A 26,383-nucleotide genomic window follows, 5' to 3' on the forward strand; every position below is an offset into this window, starting at 1 on the left:
CGTATGGGTTATGCGAAAAGGCGGCCCGGCATTTGCCGGGCCGCCTTGGTCTATCCGGGGGAAAAAGAAAGTCTTACGCAACGGGAAGGAAGATAGCTACGAAAGAAACCCAGGAGGGGTGTCTTTCGTTTTCAATCATCCGTTTTTTGACCTTTTTGAAGGTTCAAAAAACTTGCTCAGCGCGGTGAAAAGTTTTTTCGCCGCGCTGAGGCGGCCCGGCATTTGCCGGGCCGCCTTTTTGGGAGCAGAGGGAGCTTACAGGCTCTTCTCGTAGGACTCGATCATCTTCTTGACCATCTGGCCGCCCACGGAGCCGGCCTGACGGGAGGTCAGGTCACCGTTGTAGCCTTCCTTCAGATTGACGCCCACCTCAGAGGCGGCCTCCATCTTGAACTTGTTCATAGCGGCACGGGCCTCGGGGACGTTGATCTTGTTGTTATTCTTAGCAGACATGTTGATGTTCTCCTTTTCCTAAATCATCGGTTTTGTTGTTTGGGTTCTTGCTGGGTATCGCGAGCCTAGTTTGACTCGAACCATGGGGAATATTCCGCTTTTTCGCCGGAAAAATCTGCTTGTCACAGATTTGTAACGACGAAATAGCTGCCGGAGTGCTACAATAGCGTCAAATCAATCGGATGAAAAATGATGAGCGGACGACAAGGAGGAGAGGACGATGACCGAGCACCTGACAGACCCGCGGCAGGAGCTGACCCGCCTGCGGGAGGAACTGGCCGCTCTGCGGCGGGACCAGGCCCTGCTGGAGACTTTGCGGCAGCAGGAGTGGCAGTGCCGCCGGGAGGCGGAGCGGCTGCGGCAGGCCTGGGACAAGGAGCAGGCCGACGTGGACCGGCTGGAGGGGGCGAGCCTCTCCGCGCTGCTGGCCAGCCTCACCGGCCGGAAGGAGGAGCGGCTGGAGCAGGAGGAGGCGGAGGCCCTGGCGGCCCGCTTGCAGTACCAGAGCGCCCAGCGGCAGCTGGAGGAGGTGCAGCGGGAACTGGAGGCCTGCCAGGACCGCATCCGGGCCTCGGCGGATTGTCCGGAGCGGTACGAGGCCTTCCTCCGCAGCCGTCAGGAGGCGCTGAAAGCCGCGGACCCGGATCTGCGGGAGCGGATCGGCAGTCTGGAGAACCGCATCGCCGCCCTGATCGCCCGCCGCCGGGAGCTGCGGGAGGCGCTGACCGCCGGCGACCGGGTCCTGGAGCGGCTGGGCGGGGCCATTGACAAGCTGGACAGTGCCGGCGGCTGGAGCACCTGGGATCTCCTGGGCGGCGGCCTGGTGGCGGATATGATGAAGTACAGCCGCCTGGACGAGGCTCAGAATCAGATCGAAGCTCTGCGGGGCGATCTGCGCCGCTATCAGGCGGAACTGGCGGATGTGGAACGGCTGGAGCAGTTCGACGTCCGGCCCGGCGGCATGATGCAGGCGGTGGATATCTTTTTCGACAACATTTTCAGCGACTGGATGGTCCGGGATCAGATCCAGCGGTCCCAGAACGAGATGTACGGCCTGCAAAGCCGCATCCGGGGCATCCAGGACCGGATCAACGGAGAGCTGGCGGAGGCGGAGCACCAGCTCTCTGCCGCCCAGGCGGATCTGGACCGGCTGGTGTCGGAGGCCTGAAAAAAAGAAAACAGCGGACGGCAGTTTCGCCGTCCGCTGTTTTTTTGAAATAGTGCCGGTCAGCCAACGCTGCGCCAGTGCTTGTCCACGTGGTTGAGGATCTCGCAGCCGTCCTCCGTCACCAGCACCAGATCCTCCACCCGGACGCCGAACTCGCCGGGCAGATATACGCCGGGCTCGATGGAGAACACCATACCGGGCTTGGCGATCAGGTCCGTGGCGGAGCTGACGTCGCCCTTCTCATGCTCGGTCTGGCCGATGAAGTGGCCCAGACGGTGGGTGAAGAACTCCCCATAGCCGGCGGCGGCGATGTGGTCCCGGGCGGCCTTGTCCAGGTCCCGCAGGGGCACGCCGGGCCGGATCAGGGCCTCGGCCCGCTCGTTGGCCTCCCGGACCAGATCGTGGATAGCGGCGTGCTTGGCCGCCGGCTGGCCGCAGAAGAAGGTGCGGGTCATGTCGGAGCAGTACCGGTCCTTCCGGCAGCCCATGTCGATGACGATGCAGTCTCCGGCCTTCAGCCGGGTCTGGTCCGCCTCGTGGTGGGGGTCGGCGGCGTGGGCGCCGAAGGAGACGATGGGCTGGAAGGCCACGGCGTCACAGCCCTCGGCGGCGTACTGGGCGACGATGTAGTCGGCGATCTCCCGCTCCGTCATGCCCTCCCGGATGAAGGTTATGGTCCGCTCCATGACGGTGTCGTTGATGGCGGAGGCGGTGCGCATCAAGTCCCGCTCCGCCGCGTCCTTGCAGGCCCGGGCGTCGTCCACGCAGTCGGAGGCCACCACGCACCGGCACCCCGGATGGGCCGCCATCAAAGGCAGCAGGAACCGGGCCGGCCAGTCCTTGTCCACGCCCATGGGCTTTGTGCCGTCCACGTGCTGGGCCAGGATGGAGAGGTAATCGTCGGTATCGGAGAACCACACCTGCTCCCAGGGCGCCTCCGGCACCGGGAACAGACGGTTCAAAAACAGCTTGTGGTTCCCGTCCCGCCGCAGGTACAGGGCGAAAAGCCGCTCAAAGGGGTATACATAGTAGCCGGTGAGATACCAGATGCTGTCCGGGTCGGAGACGATCATCTGCTCCAGGCCCATGGCCTCCAGGGCCTCCAGAACCCGCTGGATGCGCTTTTCATACATGGTTCAGTTCTCCTCTTTCTTCAAGATCACAGTTTCCACCAGCGCCGGGGACACCAGGGCCTTCACAGTCCGCACGCCGGTCTTGAGGGACTCCACCGGCGCGAACTCGAACCGGCCGTGGGCATTGTGTCCGCCGCTGGGCAGGTTGGGGCACAGCAGGCCCTTGTAGGTCAGCATGCACCCGTCGGTGCCGCCCCGGATGGGGGAGTGGGTGGGGTGGGCGATGCCGGCGGCCTTCATGGCCGCCTCCGCCAGGGTCACGATCTCCATGTGGTCCTTGAGCACCTCATACATGTTGTAGTACTGGTCCTGGGTGTCCACCACGGCGGTGCCGGGGCCGTAGCGGCGGTCGATCTGCTCCGCGGCCTGATCCAGGGCGGCCTTGCGCTGGAGGAACCGCTCCATGCTGTGGTCCCGGACGATGTACTCCATCACGGCCTTCTCCGCCATGCCGTGCATCTCCTGGAGGTGGAAGAAGCCCTGATAGCCCTCGGTGTGGGCCGGGGTCTCCAGAGGCGGCAGCAGGCCGTTGAACTCCTGGGCGATGAGGATGGCGTTTTTCATCTTGTCCTTGGAGGTGCCGGGGTGGATGCTGAAGCCGTTGATGGTGACCACGGATTTGGCGGCGTTGAAGGTCTCGTACTCATAGTCGGTGATGTCGCCGCCGTCCAGGGTGTAGGCGAAGTCGGCGCCGAAGCCGGCCACGTCGAAGTGGTCGGTGCCCCGGCCGATCTCCTCGTCGGGGGTGAAGCCCAGGCAGAGCTTGCCGTGGGGAGCGCCCTCGGCCAGAAGCTCCTCCACCGCCTGGAGGATGATGGCCACGCCGGCCTTGTCGTCGGCGCCCAGCAGGGTGGTGCCGTCGGTGCAGACCAGATCCTGGCCCTCGAATTTTTGCAGCTCGGGGAACTTGGCGGCCTCCATGACGATGTTCTGCTCCCGGTTGAGCACCAGGTCGCCGCCGTCGTAGTGCAGCACCTGGGGCTTGACGTCCTTGCCGGTCATGTCGGGAGTGGTGTCCATGTGGGCGATGAGGCCGATGGCGGGCAGGTGCTCGCAGCCCGGCGTGGCGGGGATGGTGGCATAGACGTAGCAGGTCTCGTCGCAGCGGGCGTTTTCCACGCCCAGGCCCCGCAGCTCCTCCACCAGCAGATGGGCCAGATCGAACTGGCGCCGGGTGCTGGGGGCGGCGTCGGCGGGGGCGTGGTAGTCGCTCTCGGTATAAATTTTGGCGTAGCGGATCAGGCGGTCCACAACATTGTCCACGAGAAGTCCCTCCTTATTCTTTGTCGGACAGCAGGTTTTCCGGGTTCAGGCACTGCAGATCTTCCGGCACGAAGAGGCCGTCCTTGCGGATCAGCACGTCGTCGAACCAGATCTCGCCGCCGCCGTACTCCGGCGTCTGGATCTGGATCAGGTCCCAGTGGACGGCGGAGTGGTTGCCGTTGGAGGCGTTGTCGTAGCTGTTGCCGGGGGTCAGGTGGAAGCTGCCTGCGATCTTCTCGTCAAAGAGGATGTCGCCGATGGGCTTGGTGATGACCGGGTTGACGCCGAAGGCGAACTCGCCCACGTAGCGGGCGCCCTCGTCGATGTCGAAGATCTCGTTCATGTAGGGGGTGTTGTTGCTGGTGGCCTCCACGATCTTTCCGTCCCGGAACTCCAGGCACACGTCCCGGAACAAGAAGCCGTCGTAGGGGGAGGGGCAGTTGTAGGTGATGCGGCCGTTGACGGACTCCCGGACCGGGGAGGTGTAGATCTCGCCGTCGGGGATGTTGCGGTTGCCGTGCATGCCGAAGCTGGGAATGCCCTTGATGGAGAAGGTCAGGTCGGTGCCGGGGCCCAGGATATGGACCTTGTCGGTTCGGGCCATCCACTTCTGGAGCGGCTCCATGGCCCGTCCCATCTTGTCGTAGTCCACCAGGCAGGCCCGGAAGTAGAAGTCCTCATACTCCTCCGTGGACATGCCGGCCAGCTGGGCCATGGCGTCGTTGGGGTAGCGCAGGACGGACCACTTGGTGTGGTTGCACCGCTCCGCCAGGTGGATGGGACCCCAGTAGAACTGCCGGTAGCGGCGCTGGGCCTCGTCGGAGACGTTGTGCCAGGCGCTGATGTTGGGGGTGGCGCGGATGTCGATGTAGGCGTCCATGTCCTTCATGCGCGCCAGCTCATAGGCGGCGATCTCCTCCATGTGGGCGTCGTCGGCTCCCTGGACCAGGGCGCCCTCCACGGTGTAGTCAAAGATGTGGATGAAGGGCTTGCCGCCGGCGGCGTAGGCCTCCTGGACCAGGGCCTTCATCAGGCCCGTCTCACTGCCGTGGAGCTCGATGAGGATTTTCTCACCGGCCTCCAGACCCACGGCGCTGCGGATGAGAAAGCGGGCAAAGGTGCGGATGCGGGGATCTTCCATGGCGGGAACGACTTCCTTTCTCTTGAGAATACGGGACTTGCGGTCAAGCAAAATGCCGAAAACCATTCCGGCTTCCGGCATTTTGTCAGGGACCGGCAGCCCCTGGAATTCAGTTTTCCTGATAGAGGGCCTCCAGGGAGCGCTGGGCGCTGCCCTTGGTGACGGCAGAGACGATCAAAATGGCCACCACGGAGGCGGGCACCGCCACGATGGCGCACTGCACGCCGCCGGGGGTCCCCATCAGCGTCCAGATGATGGTGGCCGCGCCGCCCACCAGGATGCCGGCAAGGCCCGCCGCAGGCGTGACCCGCTTGGAGAACAGGGCAAACAGGATGGCGGGGGTGATGGCGGCGCCGTACATGGTGTAGGCGGTCATCTGGAGCGCCAGGACGGTGGGGAAGTACAGCGTCAGGGCCACGGCGATGACGCTGAACACCACGATGGTCAGCCGCAGGACCAGCATCTTCTGACGGTCCGTGGCGTCCTTGCGGATGTACTTGACATAGATGTCGTTGGTCAGGTTGGTGGCGGAGGAGAGCAGGTAGCTGTCCGCCGTGGTGACGATGAAGGCCATGCAGGCGCACATCACCAGCGCGCCGAATACCAGGGGCAGATAATCCACAGCCACCTGGAAGATGACGTTGGAGGGCGTCTCCAGCGTGGGATACAGCTTGGCCGCCTGGGTGACGATCAGCACGATGCTGATGATGACCAGGATCTCACCGATGAACATGCCGATGTTGGACTTTTTGGCCTCGTCGCTGTTCTTGGCGGAAGCGAACCGCTGCAGCATGTTTTGGTCACCCAGCATCAGCGCCAGGGAGGGCAGGAAGTAGCCCAGCAGCTCCCAGCCGGACATGCCGCCGGTAATGGTCATCTTCTCCGGAGGCAGGGTAGCGCCCTGGGCGGAGGCTGCCGCCATCAGGATGGGGATGGCGGCAAAGAAGCCGCCCACCATCAGCAGGGCGCTGACAGCGTCGGAGTAGGCCACGGACACCAGGCCGCCGCCCACGGTGATCACGGCGATGATGATGGTGCAGATGGCCAGCGCCACGCCGTGGGAGATCTCCACACCGCTGGAAGAGCACAGCAGCACGATGATGTCCGCCGCTGCCTTCAGCTGGGTGGCCAGCACGCCCACGTAGGCCAGCATGACGCACAGGGCGGAGATGATGCTGGCGGCCTTGCCGTAGCGGGCCTCCATGATCTCCGGCACTGTGACCTTATTGGACTTGCGGACCTTTCCGGCGATGAAGTACAGCAGGATGATGCCGATGGGGGGCGCCGCGAAGGTGATGAGGCCCACCCAGGGGCCGCCGGTGTACACCACGCTGGCGGAGCCGGTGATGCCGCCGCCGCCGCACCAGGTGGCCAGCAGCGTGCCCACCAGAACGATGAAGGGGATGCGGTGGCCGCCGGTGACCATGTCGTCGGCGGTCTTGACTTTCTTGTGCGCGATGACCATGCCGTAGATCATCAGCAGGAGCAGGTACGCTCCGATGGCAATGATATAACCCATTGTGTTTCTCTCTCCTCTGTTGTGTCGATGGTGGAAAAATTTTACCGCACTGCGGAAGTAATGTCAAGAAAGGTACGGGAGGGGGCGTGCCGTCCTCCGCGCTGTCAAGGAGGCGCACAGGCCGGCGGGCATGGGGCGAAAACAGACGGGGCGGAGGGGACCGCAGGAAAAACCGGGGAGGCTGCTGCCTCCCCGGTTTCGGATCTTACACGGTCACTGGCCCAGATATTTCCGCACCAGCACTTGCAGCAACTCGTCCCGGTCGATCTTGCGGATCAGGGTCCGGGCGTTGTTGTGGTTGGTGATATAGGTGGGATCCTCGGAGAGGATATAGCCCACGATCTGGTTGATGGGATTGTAGCCCTTCTCCTCCAGTGCCTGATAGACGGTGGACAGGATCTGGTGGAGTTCCGCGTCCTTCTCCATCGCAATATTGAATTTCCGGGTAAAATCGTCCATGCAGACACCGCCTTTCTTGTGAGGCAAAGCCAGCCCCAATACAAGACCTAGTATACTCGCTTTTTGAAAGGCTGTAAAGCGTTTCCCGGGGAAATTTACAAAAGATTTTCCGCAGAGGGATGCCGCTCAGCGCAGCACGGCGCCCAGGTCCTTTTCCAGCGTCTCCAGGATGCTCTTCACGTCTGCATCCGCCGGTCCCGCAAGCGCGGGGTGCTTGCGGGGACCCATCGGCACTTGCGCGGCGGAAGTGAATTCCGCCTGGCGCCAAGGTCCCGGCAAGGCCGGGACGCTTGTACGCGCTGACGCGCGCCCCGCGGTGCGGGGGCCCCGAAGAGGCGGCGGCAGCCTCAGCGTAGCACGGCGCCCAGGTCCTTTTCCAGCGTCTCCAGGATGCTCTTCACGTCTGCATCCGCCTCTTCGCTGGTCAGGGAGCGGTCGTCGGCCCGGAGGGTCAGGCTGAAGGCCACGGACTTCTTGCCCTCGGGGATGCCGGCGCCGGTGTAGATGTCGAACAGGGCCACGTCCTTCAAAAGGCCCTTGGCGCCCTTGCGGATGCAGTCCTCCAGCGCGCCCACGGTGACGGCTTTGTCGCAGACCACGGCGATGTCCCGCTCCACGGCGGGGAACTTGGGCAGGGGCACGTACTCGGGATCGGGACCCTGGGCCTGGCTCAACTGGTCCAGGCTCAGCTCCGCGCAGTAGAACTCCGTGTCCACGCCGTAATTCCGGGCCGCCAGCGGGTGGATCTGGCCGAAGATGCCGATGCAGCTGCTGCCCGCCCAGACGGTGGCGCAGCGGCCGGGGTGGTAGGAGGCGTCGCTGGGGGCGCCGGTGGGGCCCTGGAAACGGATCTCGTCCACCCGCAGGTCCTTCAAAATGGCCTCGATGGTACCCTTCATGGCGTAGAAGTCCATATCGCCGCCGTAGGCGCCCAGGGTCAGGACCTTGCGCTCGTCGGCAAGGCCATCCTCGCCGCCGGGCAGGTAGACCCGGCCCACCTCGTAGAGCTTCACATCCTGGTTGCGGTAGTTGTAGTTCCGGGTCAGGATCTCCAGCATGGAGGGCAGAGTGGTGGTGCGCATGATGGAGGTGTCCTCACCCAGGGGGTTGAGGATCTTGAAGGACTCCCGGCGGGCGTAGTCCGCCGGCCAGAGAATCTTGTCGTACTGGGTGGGGGAGATGAAGGAGTAGGTGATGATCTCGTCATAGCCCATGGCGCGGCACACGGCGCCGCAGCGGCGCTCCAGCAGCTCCTCGGCGCCGAAGCCGCCCAGGGTGGTCTGGCCCCGCATGAGGGTGACGGGGATGTTGTTGTAGCCGTGGAACCGGGCCACTTCCTCCGCCAGGTCCGCCATGCCCTCCACGTCGCCGCGCCAGGAGGGAACGGTCACCTGATCGCCCTCCACGGTGAAGTCCAGCTTCCGGAGGATGCGGACCATCTCGTCCTTTGCCACGTCGGTGCCCAGCAGGCCGTTGATCTTCTCCGGCTCCAGCTTCAGCACCCGGGGCTGGGGCACGAAGTTCAGCACGTCGATGATGCCGTCCACCACCTCGCCGGCGCCCAACAGCTCCACCAACTCGCAGGCGCGGTTGACGGCGGGCAGGGTGTTCAGGGGATCCAGGCCCTTTTCAAACTTGGCGGAGGCCTCGGTCCGCATGCCCAGGGCCAGGGCGGTCTTGCGGATGCAGGTGCCGTCGAAGCAGGCGGACTCGAACACCACGTCGGCGGTGTCCGCCACGATCTCGCTGTTCTCGCCGCCCATGACGCCCGCCAGGCCCACGGCCCGGGTCTCGTCGGCGATGACCAGCATGTTGCCCGTCAGCTTGCGGACGTTGCCGTCCAGGGTGGTCAGCTCCTCGCCGTCGGCGGCCCGGCGGACGATGATCTTGCCGCCCTTGACATAGCGGTAGTCGAAAGCGTGCATGGGCTGGCCGTACTCCAGCATGACGTAGTTGGTGATGTCCACGATGTTGTTGATGGGGCGCACGCCCATGCTCCGCAGCCGCTCCCGCATCCACTTGGGGGAGGGGGCGATCTTCACGTTGCGGACCATCCGGGCGGTGTACCGGGGGCACAGGTCCGCGTCCGGGGTCTCCACGTCCAGAAGGTCCGTCAGCACGCCCTCGGCGCCGCCCTTGACCACGGGCTCGTGGAGCCGCAGGGGCTTGTCGAAGGTGGCCGCCGCCTCTCGGGCCAGGCCGATGACGCTGAGGCAGTCGGGCCGGTTGGGGGTGATCTCAAACTCCACCACGTGGTCGTCGGCGTTGATGACGGGCTTGAGGTCGTCGCCGGGCTTGCAGTCCTCGCGGAGGATGAAAATGCCGTCGGGGATGCAGTGGGGGAACTCCGCCTGCTGGGCGTGGAGATCGGCCAGGGTGCAGATCAGTGCCTTGTCGGTGTTGTACGCGACCATGTCACCGGCGTGAATGTTGGGCAGTGCGGTGTCGTGCGGAGCGATGTGACCGTCGCCCAGGTCCAGAGTAACGGTCCAGCCGTTTTGGTGGGGGATGACCTCCTTGACGCCGGCCGCCACCACGGGGCCGTAGATCTTGTGGCCCGGCTGGACATCGGCGGGGATGGAGGGCTTGGCCGGATCCAGAGGCTTGTAGTCGTTCAGCAGGGCGGCGGGGATGATGGCGGCGTATGGGAAGTCCCGCTCGTCCAGGCCCAGCTCGTACAGGCCGCACAGCATGCCGTTGGACTCCACGCCCCGCAGCTTGCCCTTCTCGATCTTTTTGCCGCCGGGGAGGGTGGACTTGTGCAGAGCCACGGGCACCAGATCGCCCACATGGACGTTCCAGGCGCCGGTGACGATCTGGACCGGCTGGTCTTGGGCCACGTCCACCTGGCACACCCACATATGGTCGCTGTCCGGGTGGCGCTCCATGGAGAGCACCCGGCCTACCACCACGTTGGAGATCTCGGCCCCCAGGTCCTCGGTGACCTCCACCTTGGATCCGGACAGGGTCATAGCCTCGGCAAATTCCTTATCATTGGCGTCAACGTCCACAAACTCGCTGAGCCACTTTCTGCTTAATAACATATTGAAACTCCTTCCATTGGGATGGACATTCTCAGATGACCGGCGGCTTTTTCAAGCCCCGGGAACTTCGCGCGGAGCGCGAAGAAATTCAAATCATTTTCGCCGCGGCGTGTACGTGGCGAAAATACCCCGACCTGCGCGCCCTTGGGGCGCGCGCACCAGTGACCGATGTCACTGGTGGTGGGGGAGGTCGAGGGGGAGCCTGCTCCCCTTCGAGGATCTCAGAACTGCTCCAGGAACCGCACGTCGTTCTCGAAGATCAGCCGCAGGTCGGCGATCTTGAACCGGCGCATGGCGGTGCGCTCCAGACCGATGCCGAAGGCCCAGCCGGAGTAGACCTCCGGGTCGATACCGGCCATCTTCAGCACCTTGGGGTGGATCATGCCGGCGCCCAGCAGCTCGATCCAGCCCTCGCCCTTGCAGGTGGGGCAGCCCACGCCGCCGCACTTGTGGCACTGGACGTCCATCTCGCAGGAGGGTTCGGTGAAGGGGAAGTGGTGGGGGCGGAAACGGGTCTTGGTGCCCTTGCCGTAGAGCTTTTCCACCAGCGTGTTCAGCGTGCCCTTCAGATCCGCCATGGTGACGCCCTTGTCGATGACCATGCCCTCCACCTGGTGGAACATGGGGGAGTGGGTGGCGTCCACCTCATCCTTGCGGTAGACGCGGCCGGGGGCGATGATGCGGATGGGCAGCTCCATGGAGTCCATGGCCCGGACCTGCATGGGGCTGGTCTGGGAGCGGAGCATCACCCGGCTGTCGGCATCGAAGTAGAAGGTGTCGGACCAGTCCCGGGAGGGGTGGCCCTCCTCGGCGTTGAGGCGGTCGAAGTTGTACTCCGCCAGCTCCACCTCGGGGCCGTCCAGCACGGTGAAGCCCATGGAGATGAAGATGTCCTTCAGCTCGTCCAAAGCCTGGTACATGGGATGGCGGCGGCCCAGCTTGGGAGCCTTGCCGGGGATGGTGATGTCCAGGGCCTCGTCCCGGAGCCGCTGCTCCAGGGCCGCCTCCTCCAGCTGGGCGGCCCGGGCCTCCAGGGCGGACTCCAGGTCGGCCCGGACGGCGTTGGCCAGCTGGCCCATGACGGGGCGCTCCTCGGCGGAGAGCTTGCCCATCTGCTTGAGCAAAGCCGTCAGCTCGCCCTTCTTGCCCAGGTACTTCACCCGCAGGGCGTCCAGCCCGGCGGCGTCGCCGGCGGCGGCAAAGTCCGCCAGGGCCTGTTTGCGAATGGCTTCCAGTTGTTCTTTCATATTCCTGATAACTCCTTTTCAAGGATTTCGTGATGTGAGGGGAAGGGCGGACAACAAAAAAACGCCCTCCGTCCCCGTTGGGACGAAAGGCGAAGCTTCCGCGGTACCACCCAAATTCGCATGGCTCCCCATGCGCACTTGACGCCCCGGTAACGGAGGGCACCCGTCCGTGTCTCCACGGCGGCTCCCGGGCGAACCAGGCCGGACGTTCCGCAGGTCGGCTCGCAGCCGGTGACCGACCCTCTCTTGGCGGCGTTTCACGGTCATTTTCCCGTTCATCGCTGATACAATTACCACTTATAGCACAGAAAGTTGGGAAATGCAAGAGAAAAATCCCCCCGTCGTCAATTTTTGCCGGGCGGCCGGGAGGGATTGCAAAGACAGTGCCGTTTTTTTATAATGTGTGCAGAGACGATCATGAAAAACGGAGGTGCCACCTATGAAACTGACCACATCCGCCCAGATGCGGGAACTGGACCGGCAGGCCATCGAGGACCGGGGCATCCCCTCCATCGGCCTGATGGAGCGGGCGGCGAAGGCGGTGGCCGGCGCGGCGCTGGAATTGCTGCCGGACCGGCCGGGCCGGTGCACGGCGGCGGTGCTGTGCGGCGCCGGGAACAACGGCGGGGACGGCATCGGCGCGGCGCGGCATCTGTTTTTGAAGGGCGTCCGGGTCCGGGCGTTTCTGGCGGGCAGCTATGAAAAGCTGACTCCCGACGCCCTGGAGGAGACGGGGCGCCTCAGTGAGTGCGGCGTGGAACTGGAGCCCTTCGATCCGGCGGATCCGGACCAGCGGCGCTTCGTGCTGGGGGCGGACGTGTGCGTGGACGCCCTCTTCGGCGTGGGCCTCAGCCGTCCCGTCGCCCCCGACAGCGCCTATGCCGCCGCCATCGGGTGGATGAACGAAAGCCGGGGGGCCGTGGTGGCCGCCGACATCGCCAGCGGCGTGGAGGCGGACACGGGCCGCATCCTGGGCGCCGCCGTCCGGGCGGACCGGACCGTCACCTTCACCCTGCCCAAGATCGGTCAGGCGGCGGGGGACGGGGCATTGTATTCCGGCAGGGTGGACGTCATCGATATCGGCATCCCGGCGGACCTGGTGCGCAGGCTCCGGTGCCCGGCCCAGACCGTGGAGCGGGACTTCGTCCGGGCGGCCCTGCCGCCCCGGAGGGCCGACGGCCACAAGGGCACCTTCGGCAAGGTGCTGGTGGCGGGCGGTGCCGTGGGCTATACCGGCGCGCCGTACCTCACGGCCTCCGCCGCGGTCCGGGGCGGCGCCGGGCTGGTGTACCTGGGCGTGCCGGCGGCCATCTGGGCCGTGGAGGCCGCCAAGTGCACCGGCGCCATGCCCTTCCCCCTGGAGGACAGGCACGGGGCGCTGTCCCGCAAGGCCCTGGAGGAACTGCGGGAGCGGGTGAAGGCGTGCGACGTGCTGGCCCTGGGGCCGGGCCTGAGCCGGGAGAAGGAGGCGGCGGAGCTGGCCCGGGCGCTGCTGGCGGAGACGCAGTGCCCGGTGGTGCTGGACGCCGACGGCATAAACGCCCTGGCCGGGCATATGGATGTACTGGACGCCCGGCGGGACCGGATCACAGTGCTGACGCCCCACGACGGGGAGTTCGCCCGGATCGGCGGGGACCTGACCGGCGGAGACCGGGTGGGCGCCGCCAGGGACTTCGCCGCCGCCCACGGCTGCGTGCTGGTGCTCAAGGGCCACCGGACGGTGACGGCGTCGCCGGCGGGCAACGTGCTGGTGAACACCACCGGCACCTCCGCCCTGGCCAAGGGCGGCAGCGGCGACGTGCTGACGGGGCTCATCGCCGCCCTGCTGGCCCAGGGAGCCCCGGCGGTCCAGGCGGCGGCGGGGGCCGTGTGGCTCCACGGCCGCGCCGGGGAAGTGGCGGAGGGGCGGCTCACCGCCTACGGCGCCGCCCCGGAGGACGTGGTGTCCGCCCTGCCGGAGGCATTCCGGGAGATTTTGGAGTAACGGAGGTTTTGCGGGTGCGCAAGTGGATGTGCGTACCAATGATGACCCTGTGCCTGCTGCTGGCCGGCTGCGGCGGAGCGGGCGGGGAAGCCGGGCCCGACGCGGCGTCGCTGCGTCGGCCCTACGCCGACATGGCAGGCTGCGAGATGACCGCGGAGATCGCCTGGAGCGAGGGGGAGCAGCTGTGGCAGGCGGAGGTCCTGTGCACCTACGTCCCCGGCGGGGAGACCACGGTGGAGGTGCTCTCTCCGGAGACCATCGCCGGTGTCCGGGCGGTCATCACCGGGGAGGAGCTGTCCCTGGAATATGAGGACCTGTGCCTGGGGGCCGGGACGCTCAGCTCCCAGGAGGTGAGCCCTCTTGCGTGCCTGCCCCGGCTGATGAGCGCCCTGCGGGACGGGTGGCTGCTGGAGGAGAACACCGAGGACTGGAACGGCACGCCCTGCCTGCGGCTGACCGTGGACCAGAGCGGTCCCCAGGATGGGAAGATCCTCTCCACGGTCTGGCTCCGCACGGAGGACGGCACCCCGGTCCGGGGGGAGATCGCCGTGGAGGACGAAATCATTTTGACGGCGGACTTTACGGAGTTCCTCTTTTATGATACAATGGACGCCGACGATCAGGCGGGGCAGGAGGCTTCTCCCGCCGCCTGAGAGGCACATACAGTCAGAAGGTGACCCAACAAGTATGGAAGATACGATCTTACGGCGCACCTGGGCGGAGATCGACCTGGACGCCCTGGCCCACAACTACCGCCGGGCCAGGGAGCTGACGGGGCCCGGCGTGCGGTATCTGGGCGTGGTGAAGGCCGACGCCTACGGCCACGGTGCCATCCAGGTGGCCGCCCAACTGGAGGAGCTGGGGGCCGACTACCTGGCGGTGTCCAGTCTGGACGAGGCCCGGGAGCTGCGCCACGGCGGCATCGACGCCCCCATCCTGATCCTGGGGCACACCCCGCCGGAGATGGTGCCGGAGCTGATCCGCTACCATATCACCCAGGCGGTGTCCGCCCGGGCCAAGGCGGAGGAGTACAATGCCGCGGCGTCTGCCTGCGGCGGGAGGCTGAAGGTCCACATCAAGGTGGACACCGGCATGTCCCGGCTGGGTTTCCTGGTGCGGGACGAACACTTTGACGGCGGCGTGGAGGCCATCGCCGCCTCCTGCGCCCTGCCGGGGCTGGAGGCGGAGGGCATCTTCACCCACTTCGCCGTCTCCGACGAGGACGATACGGACAGCGAGGCCTACACCCGGGAGCAGTTCGCCCTGTTCCTGCGGGTGGTGAACGCCCTGGCGGAGCGGGGGCGGACCTTCCCCATCCGCCACTGCGCCAACAGCGGCGCCCTGGCCCGGTATCCGGAGATGTACCTGGATATGGTCCGGCCCGGCATCGCCCTGTACGGCGTGGGAGACGACGCCAAGCGGCTGGGCCTGCGGCCGGTGATGACCCTCAAGTCCAGCGTCTCCACCATCAAGATCTTCGACCCCGGCACCGACATCAGCTACGGCCGCACCTACCGCGCGGCGGACAAGGCCCGCATCGGCGTGCTGCCCATCGGCTATGCCGACGGGCTGTTCCGGGGGCTTTCCAACCGTCTTGCCGTGGTGACGGACCAGGGGCCCGCCCCCATCCGGGGTCGGATCTGCATGGACATGACCATGGTGGATCTGACCGGCCTGCCCGACGTGAAGGTGGGCAGCGAGGTGGAGATCTTCGGCCGGCGCCAGAGCGTGGACCATCTGGCACAGCTGCTGGACACCATTTCCTACGAGCTGCTCTGCGCCGTCAGCAAGCGGGTGCCCCGGGTCTACCTGCGGGACGGACAGGTGGTGGAACGGGCCCTGCGCCTCCAGTAAAGTCACACTTCGCACCGCCGCCGCATAGGATACTGCGGGGCGAGGACGCCGGAATTTTACCCACTTGACGGAATAAATTCCGATCCTGCGTGGGAGAATGAAAGTGGCCTCACCGGACAGAGCATCCGGTGATGGGTACTTCATTTCGGCGGAGTGTGAACTTTGTGGATACGAGTGTCAAGCGCGGCGATATTTACTATGCCGATCTCTCCCCGGTGGTCGGCAGTGAGCAGGGCGGCGTCCGGCCGGTCCTGATCATCCAGAACGACACCGGAAACCGTTACAGCCCCACCGTGATCGCGGCGGCCATCACTTCCCAGACCGGGAAGGCCCGGCTGCCCACACATATCGACCTCCCCGTGGAACAGAGCTGCGGCCTGAGCCGGGATTCCGTGGTCCTGCTGGAGCAGGTGCGGACCCTGGATAAAAAGCGGCTGCGGGAGAAAATGGGCCATGTGGAGGAAGGCGTGATGGAACGGGTGGACCTGGCGATCGCAGTGAGCTTCGGACTGCCTCACGACCAGCTGGTCTGAGAGATGGTTCCCCTGAAAAGGGCGGCCCCTTTTCAGGGGAACGTCAGAATAAGCGTCTACCCGGCGCGGCGGCCTTCTGCCGCAAAGGCGGACAGGCCCGGCGTCGGGCGGAAAGGATGGTACATATGAAGAAAAATCGTTGGTATCTGCGGATGGCGGCCATGCTGGCGCTGAGCCTGGTGCTCAGCTGCACCGTGTCCCTGGCGGCGGAGGCCGGGTCCTCCCAGGATCCCCTGGTGACCCTCAGCTACCTCAACGACACCTTCCTGGGTCAGATCCTGGAGAAGGTGGACGCCAAGATCGCCCAGCGCAACAGTCAGATCGTCCAGCAGCTGGGCGGCCAGACCACCTCCGGCGGCACCACCACGGCCTCCGCCTTCACGGTGGTGACCCTCTCCAGCGGCCAGGTCCTCACCGGAGACATCGGCTGCGAGGTGATGCTGCGGGTGGGCACCGCCACCTGCGTGGCGCCCTCCAGTCCTGGCCTGATCGACGAGAGCGCCGCCACCACCCTGGCCGGCGGGGCCGCTCTGGTGCAGAACCACCTGTATATGATGACCGTGGAGGGACGGGGCGTCAAGGCCACCGCCGCCACCACCAAGCTGCTGGTCCGGGGAAGCTATACCATCGCCTGACCGCGTGTGGGCATACCCGCGCCCGTCTGCGCATAGGATTGCGCAGACGGGCGTTTTCGCGGAAGGGAGCGGGGGTATGGACAAGTTTCCGCTGTTGTGGAAGGAGCGGTCCGTGGGCGAGCTGACGGCGGAGCGGGAGGCGCTGTACACCTGCTTTTCCGTCCGCTGCGCCCTGCCGGGGGAGGGACTTTGGTGCGCCTGGGCCGTAGGGGACCGGGGAGAGCTGCGGCTGGGGGTCCTGGAGCCCCAGGGGGACGCGGCGGTGCTGCGGCGGCGCTTTTCCCACCGGATGACCGCCCCGGCGGGGCGGCTGCTGCGGGGAGAGGTGCGGCCCGCCTCGCCGCCGGAGGAGGCGGCGGGGGACTGGGCTCCCGCGGAGGCCGAGGCGCTGTTCCGCTCCCCCTGGCTGCGCCGCGGACTGCGGGAGGTCCCCGGCCTTCTGTGGCGGCGGGAGGGGCAGACGCTGCTGCTGGCGGTGCCCTATGACCCCCGGCGGCCGGTGCCGCTGACGGGCCTGTTCTGCTTCGCCAGGCCCTGCCGGGTTCGGGGTGAGCGGTACTGGGTGTATGCCTTTGACAGCCGGGAGCGGCCGGTGCTGTGAAAATCAGGAAAAAGATGTGCCGGACGCAAATTATGTATACCATATTAAAAAAAGGTGTGGTATAATAACGCAGAAGCGGCCACCATATGTTGCGTTCCGCCCCACCGGCGGAGCGGCCGCTTGGTCCGGGCCGCTCCGGATCGTCCCGGAGCGAGACCGCCGGCGCCCGCCGGCGAACATCGGGAGGTCAGCCATGAAATGCCCCTATTGCGGATACAGTGAGAGCAAGGTCATCGATTCCCGCCCTGCCGACGAGAACAGCAGCATCCGCCGCCGGCGGGAGTGCCTGTCCTGCGGCAAGCGCTTCACCACCTACGAGACGGTGGAGAGTTTGCCCATGGTGGTGGTGAAAAAGGACGGCAGCCGTCAGAGCTTTGAGCGGCGCAAGGTCCTGGGCGGCATGATCCGGGCCTGTGAGAAGCGGCCGGTCCCCTTGGCGGAGTTGGAGAAAATTGCCGCGGAGATCGAGCAGGACCTGCAAAACTCCATGGACCGGGAGATCAGTACCGAGATCGTCGGCGAGAAGGTCATGGAGCGGCTGCGGGCCGTGGACCAGGTGGCCTATGTGCGCTTTGCCTCCGTCTACCGCCAGTTCAAGGACATCGACACCTTCATGGCGGAGCTGAACAAGCTCCTGGCCGACAACCGCTGACAGTCACAGGACGTTCTTCACATTGAGCCGTTCCATCTCCGCCAGCAGGCGCAGCTGATCCCGCAGGTCCGCCAGCTCCGCCCGGAACTCCGTCAGTTCCCGGGTGGCGGCAAAGGCCAGGGCCCGCCGGTACATGGCCTCGGCGTCGTCCACGGCGTCGTGCTCCGTGACGATGTGGAGGTAGGTCTGCTTGCCGGACCAGTCGGCGTAGCTGTCCGCCAGGATCTCCACGGCCCGGCTCCAATCCTCCGCCTGAGCCAGGGCGTCGGCCTGCTCCACCTGGGCGCGCCAGCGGTCCGTGTGGGCGGTCATGGCGGCGCCGTTCCAGAGGGCGAAGGCCAGGATGGCCGCCAGCACCGCCAGAGGCTTGAGGTAGGCTTTCATGGCGTCGGCTCCTTTTTCACGCAGAATACAGTGCCGTCCTCGTCCAGGGTCATCAGGAACACCTCCCGGGGGGAGGCGGCCTTTTCCCGGGACAGCTGCTTTTTCAGCCACTGCTCGTCCCGGCCGCAGGCAGCGAGGTTCTGCCGGAGGAGCCGGCCGTCGTTGATGAGCACCGTGGGCAGCGTTACGTCGTCCTTGAGGTCCAGCCCCAGCTGCTGAGCGGTGGGGGGCTGCTGGGCCGTCCAGGGAAAGACCGACAGCTGGCCGGAGTTTTCCAGCACCGCGTATTTCACGTCCGCCACCCGGCTGTATCCCTGCTCCCGCAGCTCCTCCAGGAGCTCGTCCAGGGTGTAGCGGTTTTTCCGCATGGCCGACTGACAGATGCGGCCCTTTTCGATGAGAATGGCGGGCGTTCCGCAGATTAAGGCCCGGAGCCGCAAATGGTGTAAAGAGAGTTGACTTAACAGGAGTGAGAGGGACAGCAGCGTCAAAATGGGCACCACGCCCGCCAGCAGCGGGATCCCGAAGTCCTGCATGGGGACAGTGGCCAGGTCCGAGACCATCATGGTCAGGACCAGCTCGCTGGGCTCCAGCTCGCCGATCTGCCGCTTTCCCATGAGCCGCAGGCCGATCATGATGAGAAAGTACAGGATGCAGGAGCGGGCAAAGGCGGTCATCACAGGCGGTCACCTCCTGCCGGATAGTATGTGCCGGCGGGAAATTTCCATACGGGGATACGGCCCCACAGGGGCGTTTTCATATCTCACCACAAGCGCAGAAGGAAAGGAGGACTATGGGCTTGCCCATCAACAGCGCCTGGTCCTGTAATGGATAAAGCCTTTATAGGATGACGAGGAGAGGGGAGTATCGAACCACTCGGCGGATGCCCCTCCGCGCCCGCGGGGCGCGTGACACGGTCCGGAAAAACGCGGGTGACCGCGCAACAAAGGGACCGCGACCGCGGAAGGGGAAGGGACGGCTGCGCGTCCGGCCCCCGCGAAATGAAGTTTTGAATATTCAGGAGGAATTCTTTGATATGTGCGGAATTATTGGATTTGTGGGCCGGGAGCCGGCCGCCCCGATCTTGCTGGAGGGCCTTGCCCGGATGGAGTACCGGGGCTACGACTCCGCCGGCGTGGCGGTGCGCTCTGAGACCCGCGGCCTCCAGGTGAAAAAGGCCAAGGGCCGTCTCCAGGTGCTCTCCGACATGATCCACGGCGGCGCCGATCTGGAGGGCACTCTGGGCATTGGCCATACCCGCTGGGCCACCCACGGCGAGCCCAACGACGCCAACGCCCACCCCCATGTCAGCGAGAACGGCCAGATCGCCCTGGTCCACAACGGCATTATCGAGAACTATCTGGAGCTGAAGGAGCACCTGCAGAAGCTGGGCGTCACCTTCCACTCCGACACGGACTCCGAGGTGGTGGCCCAGCTGCTGGAGTTCCACTACAACGAGTGCGGCAATATGCTGGAGGCCGTGGGCCGCTGCCTGCGCCGGATCGAGGGCTCCTACGCCCTGGGCATCATCTGTGCCGACTATCCCAACGCCCTGATCGCCGCCCGGAAGGACAGTCCCCTCATCATCGGCTACGGCAAGGGCGGCAACTATATCGCCTCCGACGTGACCGCCGTGCTGAAGTACACCCGGGAGGTCACTTATATGGACGACGGCGAGATCGCCGTCCTGACCGCCGACACCGTGGATGTGTTCGACGACGAGCTGGTGCCGGTGGAGAAGAAGCACAGCCAGGTGGACTGGGACGTGTCCGCCGCCGAGAAGGGCGGCTACCCCCACTTCATGCTCAAGGAGATCATGGAGCAGCCCGAGGCCATCCGCAAGACCATCTCTCCCCGCATCCGGGACGGCCGGGTGGTGCTGGACGACCTGCACATGCCCGAGGACTACGTCCGGGAGATCTCCCGCATCTTCATCATCGCCTGCGGCTCCAGCTATCACGTGGGTATGGTCAGCAAGTACAACTGGGAAAAGCTGATGCGCCGCCCGGTGGAGGTGGTGCTGGCCAGCGAGTTCCGCTACTGCGACCCGCTGGTGGATGAAAAGACCCTGGTCATCGTCATCAGCCAGTCCGGCGAGACTCTGGACACCATGGCCGCCATGCGGGAGGCCAAGCGCCGGGGCGGCCGGACCCTGGCCATCGTCAACGTGGTGGGCTCCTCCATCGCCCGGGACGCCGACGACGTGCTCTACACCTGGGCCGGCCCCGAAATCGCCGTGGCCACCACCAAGGCCTACACCACCCAGCTGGTGCTGATGGATCTGGTGGGCCTGTACCTGGCGGAAAAGCTGGGCACCGTGGATCCCAAGGAGTACGACACCATCGTCTCCCAGGTCCAGACCCTGCCGGACCTGATGCAGCAGTTCCTGGACCACACCGAGGACATCCCCTATTTTGCCTCCCGGTACTTCAATCACAACTCCATCTTCTTCATCGGCCGGAACCTGGACTACGCCATGGGCCTGGAGGGCTCCCTGAAGCTCAAGGAGATCAGCTATATCCACTCCGAGGCCTACGCCTCCGGCGAGCTCAAGCACGGCACCATCTCCCTGATCGAGGAGGGGACACTGGTGGTGGCCCTGGGCACCTACGCGCCGCTGTTCGACAAGGCCATGAGCAACGTGGTGGAGGTGAAGGCCCGGGGCGCCGAGGTACTGGCGCTGACCACCGAGGCCTTCCGGTCCAAGATGGAGAAGAACGCCGACGCCATCATCGCCGTGCCGGAGGTGCATCCGGTCCTGCAGCCCTCCCTGGGCGTGGTGCCGCTGCAGCTGTTCTCCTACTACGTGGCGCTGCAGCGGGGCTGCGACATCGACAAGCCCCGGAACCTGGCAAAGTCCGTCACGGTGGAATAAGCCGAAGGCCGCAGCGCCACAGCGCGCCGGATGGCGCGTCAAGCGTTTTGCGAAGCAAAACCTTGAAATCGGGCGAATTCACTTCGGCCGATTTGAGTTCCATGCGGGGTCCCCGCAAAAGCGGCGCTTTTGTGGGGCGCGCTGCAGCGGGGCTGCGACATCGACAAGCCCCGGAACCTGGCAAAGTCCGTCACGGTGGAATAAGCCGAAGGCCGCAGCGCCACAGCGCGCCGGGTGGCGCGTCAAGCGTTTTGCGGAGCAAAACCTTGAAATCGGGCGAATTCACTTCGGCCGATTTGAGTTCCATGCGGGGTCCCCGCAAAAGCGGCGCTTTTGTGGGGCGCGCTGCAGCGGGGCTGCGACATCGACAAGCCCCGGAACCTGGCAAAGTCCGTCACCGTGGAGTAAGCCGAAGGCCGCAGCGCCACGGCGCGCCGGGTGGCGCGTCAAGCGTTTTGCGAAGCAAAACCTTGAAATCGGGCGAATTCACTTCGGCCGATTTGAGTTCCGTGCGGGGCCCCCGCAAAAGCGTCGCTTTTGTGGGGCGCGCTGCAGCGGGGCTGCGACATCGACAAGCCCCGGAACCTGGCAAAGTCCGTCACCGTGGAGTAAGCCCAAAAGCCGCCCGCGTTTTCTGCGCGGGCGGCTTTTTGCATCGTTTTCGCATCTTTTCCCTGGAAATCTCCGCCGGAGAGGCGTCTGCGGTTGACAGGGAAAAGCGGCTATGATAATATGTAAACCAGTTCCAATGAGGGCTCTCCTCCGGGAGAAGCCCTTTTTTTCAGGCGCGCAGCGTCGAATGATGACGAAAGGACACGGAAGAGCATGAGAAAAAAGCGAATTCTGGCAGCGCTGACCGCCCTGGCCCTGTCGGCGGGGCTGACGGCAGTACCGGCGAAGGCCGCCTTCACCGACACCGCCGGCCACTGGGCCGAGGGGGCCATTACCAAGTGGAGCGAGCAGTACGGCATCATCAACGGCTATGAGGACGGCACCTTCCGGCCCGACGCCTCCATCACCCGGGGCGCCTTCGCCGGTATTCTGGACCGCTTTTTGAAGTACCAGGCCGTCTCCCCGGCGGAGACCTTTTCCGACACCGCCGGGACCTACTGGGAGCAGCAGATCCTCAAGCTCCACGCAGCGGGCGTGTATCTGGGCAACAACGGCCAGGCTCTGGCCGGGGACACCATCACCCGCCAGCAGGCGGTGACCATGATCGCCCGGGCCTTCGGCGTCACCGGCACCTCCACGGCGCTGCCCTACACCGACGCCGCCGATATCGCCTCCTATGCTCAGGCGCCGCTGGCGGAGATGACCGCCCGGGGCTACATCACCGACTGTGCCGACGGCCGCTTCCGTCCCACGGAGCCCATCACCCGGGCGGAGATCGTCAACATCCTCAACAACATGGTCACGGTGCTGGTGCAGACCTCCGCCGTCTACTCCGCTCCGGTGGAGGGGACGCTGATGATCAACGCCAGCGAAGGCGCCTATTTAAAAGGTATGTCCATCTCCGGCGATCTGATCGTGGCGCCGGGCGTCACCGGACCTGTGGTGCTGGAATATGTGACCGTGGGCGGCACGGTTCGAAACTTCAGCAATGTGGAACTCACCGTTATCGCCGATACCTCCAAGCCGGAGCAGACCCCCGGCGGGTCCACCGGCCAGCAGCCGTCCGCCGGCATCCAGCCCAGTGAGGTCTACACCCCCTCTCCCACCACCGGGGAGTACATCACATACAGCGGCAAGCAGTACCCGGTCTATGCGGGCGTGGAGCCCAACCGCTTTGCCCAGAACGACTTTATCTGGGATCCGGTCCATCCCGACCGGCTGATGTACGTGGGCGGAGCCTGTTCCACCAGCTTCGGCATCGACGTGTCCGCCTACCAGAACCGGGAGTGTGAGAACAACACCATCGACTGGCAGGCCGTCCGCAACGACGGCGTGGAGTTCGCCATGGTCCGCATCGGCCTGCGGGGCACCTCCACCGGTGCCATCCATGCCGACGCCTTCTACAAGCAGAACATCGAGGGCGCCATGGCGGCGGGGATCCAGACCGGCGTGTACTTCTTCGCCCAGGCCATCACCGTGGAGGAGGCCATCGAGGAGGCGGACTTCGTACTGAGCCTGCTGGAGGGCCACCAGATCAACGGCCCCGTGGCCTACGACTGGGAGATGCACGACTCCAGCTACCGTGTCTACGGCACCACGCCGGAGATGGCCACCGCCTGCGCCATTGCCTTCTGCCGGCGGATCGAGGAGGCCGGCTACAAGGCCATGGTCTACGCCGGGCAGTACGTCAGCTATGTCAAGTACGACCAGGGCGCCCTGGCGCCGTACCTGAGCTGGTATCCCGAGTACAAGAGCGCCTCTTCCGAAAAGCTGTACCCGACCCTCTACTACCGGATGGACTACTGGCAGTTCTCCAGCAGCTGCGCCATCGCCGGCATCGGCGACGGCAGGACCACCAAGGTGGACGCCAACATCCGCTTCAACTGGTGAGTGCGAACAGACAGCGCCCGGAGGCATCGCCTCCGGGCGCTGTTCACAAAAGGGAAGGGGAGTGGTTACTTGCGGTTCTCCTTCTGATTGCGGTTCTCCTTCTGGGGCTGCTGGTTCTGGGTGCGGTTTTCCTTCTGGTTGTTGTTCCGGTTCTCGTTGGGCATGGGGACACCTCCTTTCGCCTGTTTGAGTACGGATGTATTCTGGCCGGACCGGCGGAAAATATTCACCTTCCAGGAAAAAAATATGGTTGACAAACGGCACTGTCCCTGGTATACTAAATCAGCAAAACAAAGAAGGCTGATCGCATCCGCCTCACCTCCCGCCCAAGGCAAAGAGGTCAACAACGTCGTTATCAGACCGCCGTACAGGTGGTTTGTTGTTGCGCGGATGCCAAGGATGGTATCCGCGTTTTGTGATTTTTGAATGGAGGTGCTTCGACCATAGCTAAGTTAGTGCATGAACTGAACGAGGACATCCGCGACAGGGAGATCCGTCTGATCGGTGAACAGGGCGAGCAGCTGGGCATCATGTCCTCGGCAGAGGCTCTGAAGATCGCCGATGAGCAGGGTCTGGACCTGGTGAAGATCTCGCCCCAGGCCGTTCCCCCGGTCTGCAAGCTGATGAATTACGGCAAGTTCCGGTTCGAGCAGAGCAAGCGGGAAAAAGAGGCCAGAAAGAACCAGCATGTGGTGGAGATCAAGGAGATCCGGATGTCTCCGGGGATCGACGTTGGAGACTTCAACACGAAGCTCAAGAACGCGCAGAAGTTCATCGCCGACGGCAACCGGGTCAAAGTGTCCGTTCGTTTCCGGGGCCGCGAGATGGCGCACACCGACATTGGCCGGGATCTGCTGGAGCGCTTTGCCGCTGAATGTGCCGAGACCGCCAATCTGGACAAGAGTCCCAAGCTGGAGGGCCGGATGATGTCCATTTTCCTCTCTCCCAAGCCCAACAAATAATACCTGAGATTTTCAAACACACGGAAGGAGCTATTACGATGCCTAAGCTGAAGACCCATAGCGGTGCAAAGAAGAGATTCAACCTCACCAAGACCGGCAAGGTCAAGCGCGCCAAGGCCTTTAAGAGCCACATCCTCACCAAGAAGGACACCAAGCGCACTCGTCGTCTGCGCGCCGGCGGTTATGCGGACGTGACCAACATGGACGCCGTCCGCAAGATGATCCCCTACAAGTAAGATAACGAGACGTTTCAAATAGGAGGCTTTTACAATGGCTAGAGTTAAAGGCGCGATGATGACGCGCAAGAGAAGAAATAAGACCCTGAAGATGGCCAAGGGCTACTGGGGTTCCAAGTCCAAGCATTTCCGCGTTGCCAACCAGGCGGTGATGAAGTCCCTCAGCTACGCCTACACCGGCCGCCGGCTGAAGAAGCGTGACTTCCGCTCCCTGTGGATCACCCGGATCTCCGCCGCCTGCAAGCTCAACGGCATGAACTACTCCAGCTTCATGCACGGTTTGAAGGCCGCCGGCATCGAGATCAACCGCAAGATGCTCTCCGAAATGGCCATCAGCGATCCCGCCGCTTTCACCCAGCTGACCGAGATCGCCAAGAAGGCGTAAGTCCATACCGTGGCGTTTCATGCCCCGTCCCTGTATTGGGGCGGGGCATTTTCTGCGCAATGAAAAGCGCGCTCCCCCGGCGGGGGAGCGCGTTCGTTATTTTATGCCTGGGGCGCCGTGCAGAAATAGGGGCCGCAGCTGTCCTCGTGCGTGTGGGCGTAGGTCCAGGTGAAGTCCTTGTCCACCACGTACCAGTCCGCGCCGATGAGGCTGTCCTGCTCCGGCGGCAGGTCCGCCGGACCGCTGACGCGCCGCACCAGAGGCGCGCCCTCCGGCGGGTACTCATAATAGAAGAGGTACAGTTCCTCTCCGGCATGCTCCGCCAGGGCTTTTTGGGCGGCGTCCCCGGTCAAGTGGGGGACCAGCTCCCAGGAGAACAGGTGCCAGAGGAAATTCCCCTCCGCCAGCACCCGCTCGCCCAGGTCCTTTTCTGGCACGCCGGCGGCGAAGGTGTCCAGCCAGCGGTTTTTCACCGTCTTGATCTCCGTGGGAAAGGGCTCCACCCAGGGCACCATGGTGCCCACGCACCGGTGGATGGGCTGGCCCAGGTCGTAGAACTTGGCCTCGTAGTCGGTCATGATGCCCACGGGTCCGTTGGCGTGGAGGTCCCAGGATACCTCGGACAGCTCGAACCCGAACCGGGGCAGCTCCTCCACGGAGAACTCGAACAGAGGGCGGTTGTCGGTCTTGAAGTGGATCTGGCCGCCCTCCTTCAGCACCTGGCGGTACAGCCGCAGAAAGTTGCCGTGGGTCAGCCGCCGCTTGGCGTGGCGGTTGCTGGGCCAGGGGTCGCAGAAGTTGATGTAGATGCGGTCCACCTCGCCGGGGGCGAAGAAGGCCGGCAGCTGGTCAGCGTTGGCGTCCACGAAGAAGGTGTTGGTGAGCCCGGCGCTGACGCACCGCTCCATGGCCACCACCATGGCGTCCGGCACCATCTCCACCGCCAGATACAGCACGTCCGGCGCCGCGGCGGCGGTGCCGGCGGTGAAGCGGCCCTTGCCGCAGCCCAGCTCCAGCCAGACTTCCTTTGCCTGGGGCATCAGGTCCCGCCAGTGCCCCCGCCGGTCGTAGGGATCCCGGATCAGACGGTCGCCGCAGCGCTCCATCCGGGGGATCAGGTTCTTTTTCTTTCGCATCCGCATAAGGGGCCCTCCCAGGTCCGCGCGCCGGCGGAGCAGGGGAGGGGAACCCTCCCGGCCCGCCGGCGGTGAGATCGTCATATTCCACAAGAACTTGTGGTGTCCCGCCTATTCTACCACAGGAACCGGACGGTGTAAATGGATTTTTCCGCCCCGCACCCCTGTTGCCGGCGGGCTTTGCGGGAGGCATCCTGTTAATACCTTAACAAAATTG

The 26,383-nt window shown here is 64.8% G+C and carries 24 protein-coding genes; 13 read left to right on the plus strand and 11 right to left on the minus strand.

Annotation, left to right across the window (positions count from 1 at the left end):
• Positions 1–255 precede the first annotated feature (255 nt).
• Positions 256–453: an alpha/beta-type small acid-soluble spore protein gene (locus KFE19_15880; GenBank protein QUO37806.1), complete on the minus strand. Its 198-nt coding sequence runs from the start codon at positions 451–453 to the stop codon at positions 256–258.
• A gap of 220 nt (positions 454–673) precedes the next feature.
• Here KFE19_15880 and KFE19_15885 point away from each other — a divergent pair, with 220 nt between their 5' ends.
• Entirely contained in the window at positions 674–1,621 is a 948-nt protein-coding gene (locus tag KFE19_15885; protein QUO37807.1) for a hypothetical protein, read from the plus strand.
• A 59-nt stretch (positions 1,622–1,680) separates the two neighbouring features.
• Here KFE19_15885 and KFE19_15890 read toward each other — a convergent pair whose 3' ends face one another.
• From KFE19_15890 to KFE19_15920, 7 genes are all read right to left on the minus strand, one after another.
• Positions 1,681–2,754 carry an aminopeptidase P family protein gene (locus KFE19_15890; protein QUO37808.1) on the minus strand — a complete coding sequence of 358 codons (1,074 nt, stop codon included), beginning with the start codon at positions 2,752–2,754 and terminating at the stop codon, positions 1,681–1,683.
• Positions 2,755–2,757: 3 nt separating this feature from the next.
• Positions 2,758–4,017 carry a peptidase T gene (gene pepT, locus KFE19_15895; protein QUO37809.1) on the minus strand — a complete coding sequence of 420 codons (1,260 nt, stop codon included), beginning with the start codon at positions 4,015–4,017 and terminating at the stop codon, positions 2,758–2,760.
• A 13-nt stretch (positions 4,018–4,030) separates the two neighbouring features.
• Positions 4,031–5,158 (minus strand): aminopeptidase, encoded by a 1,128-nt coding sequence (locus tag KFE19_15900; GenBank protein QUO39661.1) that lies wholly within the window; start codon positions 5,156–5,158, stop codon positions 4,031–4,033.
• Between the two features lie 109 nt (positions 5,159–5,267).
• Entirely contained in the window at positions 5,268–6,677 is a 1,410-nt protein-coding gene (locus KFE19_15905; GenBank protein QUO37810.1) for a sodium:solute symporter family protein, read from the minus strand.
• A gap of 213 nt (positions 6,678–6,890) precedes the next feature.
• On the minus strand, positions 6,891–7,136 hold the full coding sequence (locus KFE19_15910; protein ID QUO37811.1) for an IreB family regulatory phosphoprotein: 246 nt from the start codon (positions 7,134–7,136) through the stop codon (positions 6,891–6,893).
• Positions 7,137–7,483: 347 nt separating this feature from the next.
• Positions 7,484–10,180, minus strand: a complete 2,697-nt coding sequence (locus KFE19_15915; GenBank protein ID QUO37812.1) for a phenylalanine--tRNA ligase subunit beta — start codon at positions 10,178–10,180, stop codon at positions 7,484–7,486.
• Positions 10,181–10,401: 221 nt separating this feature from the next.
• A complete protein-coding gene (locus KFE19_15920) occupies positions 10,402–11,427 on the minus strand; it encodes a phenylalanine--tRNA ligase subunit alpha (GenBank protein ID QUO37813.1) in 1,026 nt (341 codons plus the stop codon).
• A gap of 439 nt (positions 11,428–11,866) precedes the next feature.
• Between KFE19_15920 and KFE19_15925 the strand changes: the two genes are divergently transcribed.
• From KFE19_15925 to nrdR, 7 genes are all read left to right on the plus strand, one after another.
• Positions 11,867–13,411, plus strand: coding sequence for an NAD(P)H-hydrate dehydratase (locus KFE19_15925; protein QUO37814.1), 1,545 nt, complete (start codon positions 11,867–11,869; stop codon positions 13,409–13,411).
• 14 nt (positions 13,412–13,425) lie between these two features.
• Entirely contained in the window at positions 13,426–14,064 is a 639-nt protein-coding gene (locus KFE19_15930; protein QUO37815.1) for a hypothetical protein, read from the plus strand.
• A gap of 34 nt (positions 14,065–14,098) precedes the next feature.
• Positions 14,099–15,265 (plus strand): alanine racemase, encoded by a 1,167-nt coding sequence (gene alr / locus KFE19_15935; protein QUO37816.1) that lies wholly within the window; start codon positions 14,099–14,101, stop codon positions 15,263–15,265.
• A gap of 131 nt (positions 15,266–15,396) precedes the next feature.
• Complete coding sequence (locus KFE19_15940; protein QUO37817.1) at positions 15,397–15,798, plus strand: type II toxin-antitoxin system PemK/MazF family toxin; 402 nt, start codon at positions 15,397–15,399, stop codon at positions 15,796–15,798.
• 125 nt (positions 15,799–15,923) lie between these two features.
• Complete coding sequence (locus KFE19_15945; GenBank protein QUO37818.1) at positions 15,924–16,433, plus strand: hypothetical protein; 510 nt, start codon at positions 15,924–15,926, stop codon at positions 16,431–16,433.
• 76 nt (positions 16,434–16,509) lie between these two features.
• Positions 16,510–17,034, plus strand: a complete 525-nt coding sequence (locus tag KFE19_15950) for a hypothetical protein (protein ID QUO37819.1) — start codon at positions 16,510–16,512, stop codon at positions 17,032–17,034.
• Positions 17,035–17,227: 193 nt separating this feature from the next.
• Complete coding sequence (nrdR, locus tag KFE19_15955) at positions 17,228–17,686, plus strand: transcriptional regulator NrdR (GenBank protein ID QUO37820.1); 459 nt, start codon at positions 17,228–17,230, stop codon at positions 17,684–17,686.
• 3 nt (positions 17,687–17,689) lie between these two features.
• On the opposite strand, the gene KFE19_15960 is transcribed toward nrdR, so the two are convergent.
• Both KFE19_15960 and KFE19_15965 read right to left on the minus strand, forming a co-directional pair.
• Positions 17,690–18,070: a DUF4363 family protein gene (locus KFE19_15960; GenBank protein QUO37821.1), complete on the minus strand. Its 381-nt coding sequence runs from the start codon at positions 18,068–18,070 to the stop codon at positions 17,690–17,692.
• Positions 18,067–18,750, minus strand: coding sequence for a DUF421 domain-containing protein (locus KFE19_15965; protein ID QUO37822.1), 684 nt, complete (start codon positions 18,748–18,750; stop codon positions 18,067–18,069). The genes KFE19_15960 and KFE19_15965 overlap by 4 nt, the downstream gene beginning before the upstream one ends.
• A 356-nt stretch (positions 18,751–19,106) precedes the next feature.
• On the opposite strand from KFE19_15965, the gene glmS reads away from it, so the two are divergent.
• The 5 genes from glmS (at position 19,107) to rplT (ending at position 25,030) form a co-directional block, all read left to right on the plus strand.
• Positions 19,107–20,945 (plus strand): glutamine--fructose-6-phosphate transaminase (isomerizing), encoded by a 1,839-nt coding sequence (gene glmS, locus KFE19_15970; protein ID QUO37823.1) that lies wholly within the window; start codon positions 19,107–19,109, stop codon positions 20,943–20,945.
• An 825-nt stretch (positions 20,946–21,770) separates the two neighbouring features.
• Positions 21,771–23,447: an S-layer homology domain-containing protein gene (locus tag KFE19_15975; protein QUO37824.1), complete on the plus strand. Its 1,677-nt coding sequence runs from the start codon at positions 21,771–21,773 to the stop codon at positions 23,445–23,447.
• 455 nt (positions 23,448–23,902) lie between these two features.
• Entirely contained in the window at positions 23,903–24,409 is a 507-nt protein-coding gene (gene infC, locus KFE19_15980) for a translation initiation factor IF-3 (protein ID QUO37825.1), read from the plus strand.
• Between the two features lie 38 nt (positions 24,410–24,447).
• Positions 24,448–24,645: a 50S ribosomal protein L35 gene (gene rpmI, locus KFE19_15985; protein ID QUO37826.1), complete on the plus strand. Its 198-nt coding sequence runs from the start codon at positions 24,448–24,450 to the stop codon at positions 24,643–24,645.
• A gap of 34 nt (positions 24,646–24,679) precedes the next feature.
• Entirely contained in the window at positions 24,680–25,030 is a 351-nt protein-coding gene (gene rplT / locus KFE19_15990) for a 50S ribosomal protein L20 (protein ID QUO37827.1), read from the plus strand.
• Between the two features lie 101 nt (positions 25,031–25,131).
• Here rplT and trmB read toward each other — a convergent pair whose 3' ends face one another.
• Positions 25,132–26,172, minus strand: coding sequence for a tRNA (guanosine(46)-N7)-methyltransferase TrmB (trmB, locus tag KFE19_15995; protein ID QUO37828.1), 1,041 nt, complete (start codon positions 26,170–26,172; stop codon positions 25,132–25,134).
• Positions 26,173–26,383 lie beyond the last annotated feature (211 nt).

The organism is Dysosmobacter sp. Marseille-Q4140 (assembly GCA_018228705.1).
In the GTDB taxonomy this organism is placed as follows: domain Bacteria; phylum Bacillota; class Clostridia; order Oscillospirales; family Oscillospiraceae; genus Oscillibacter.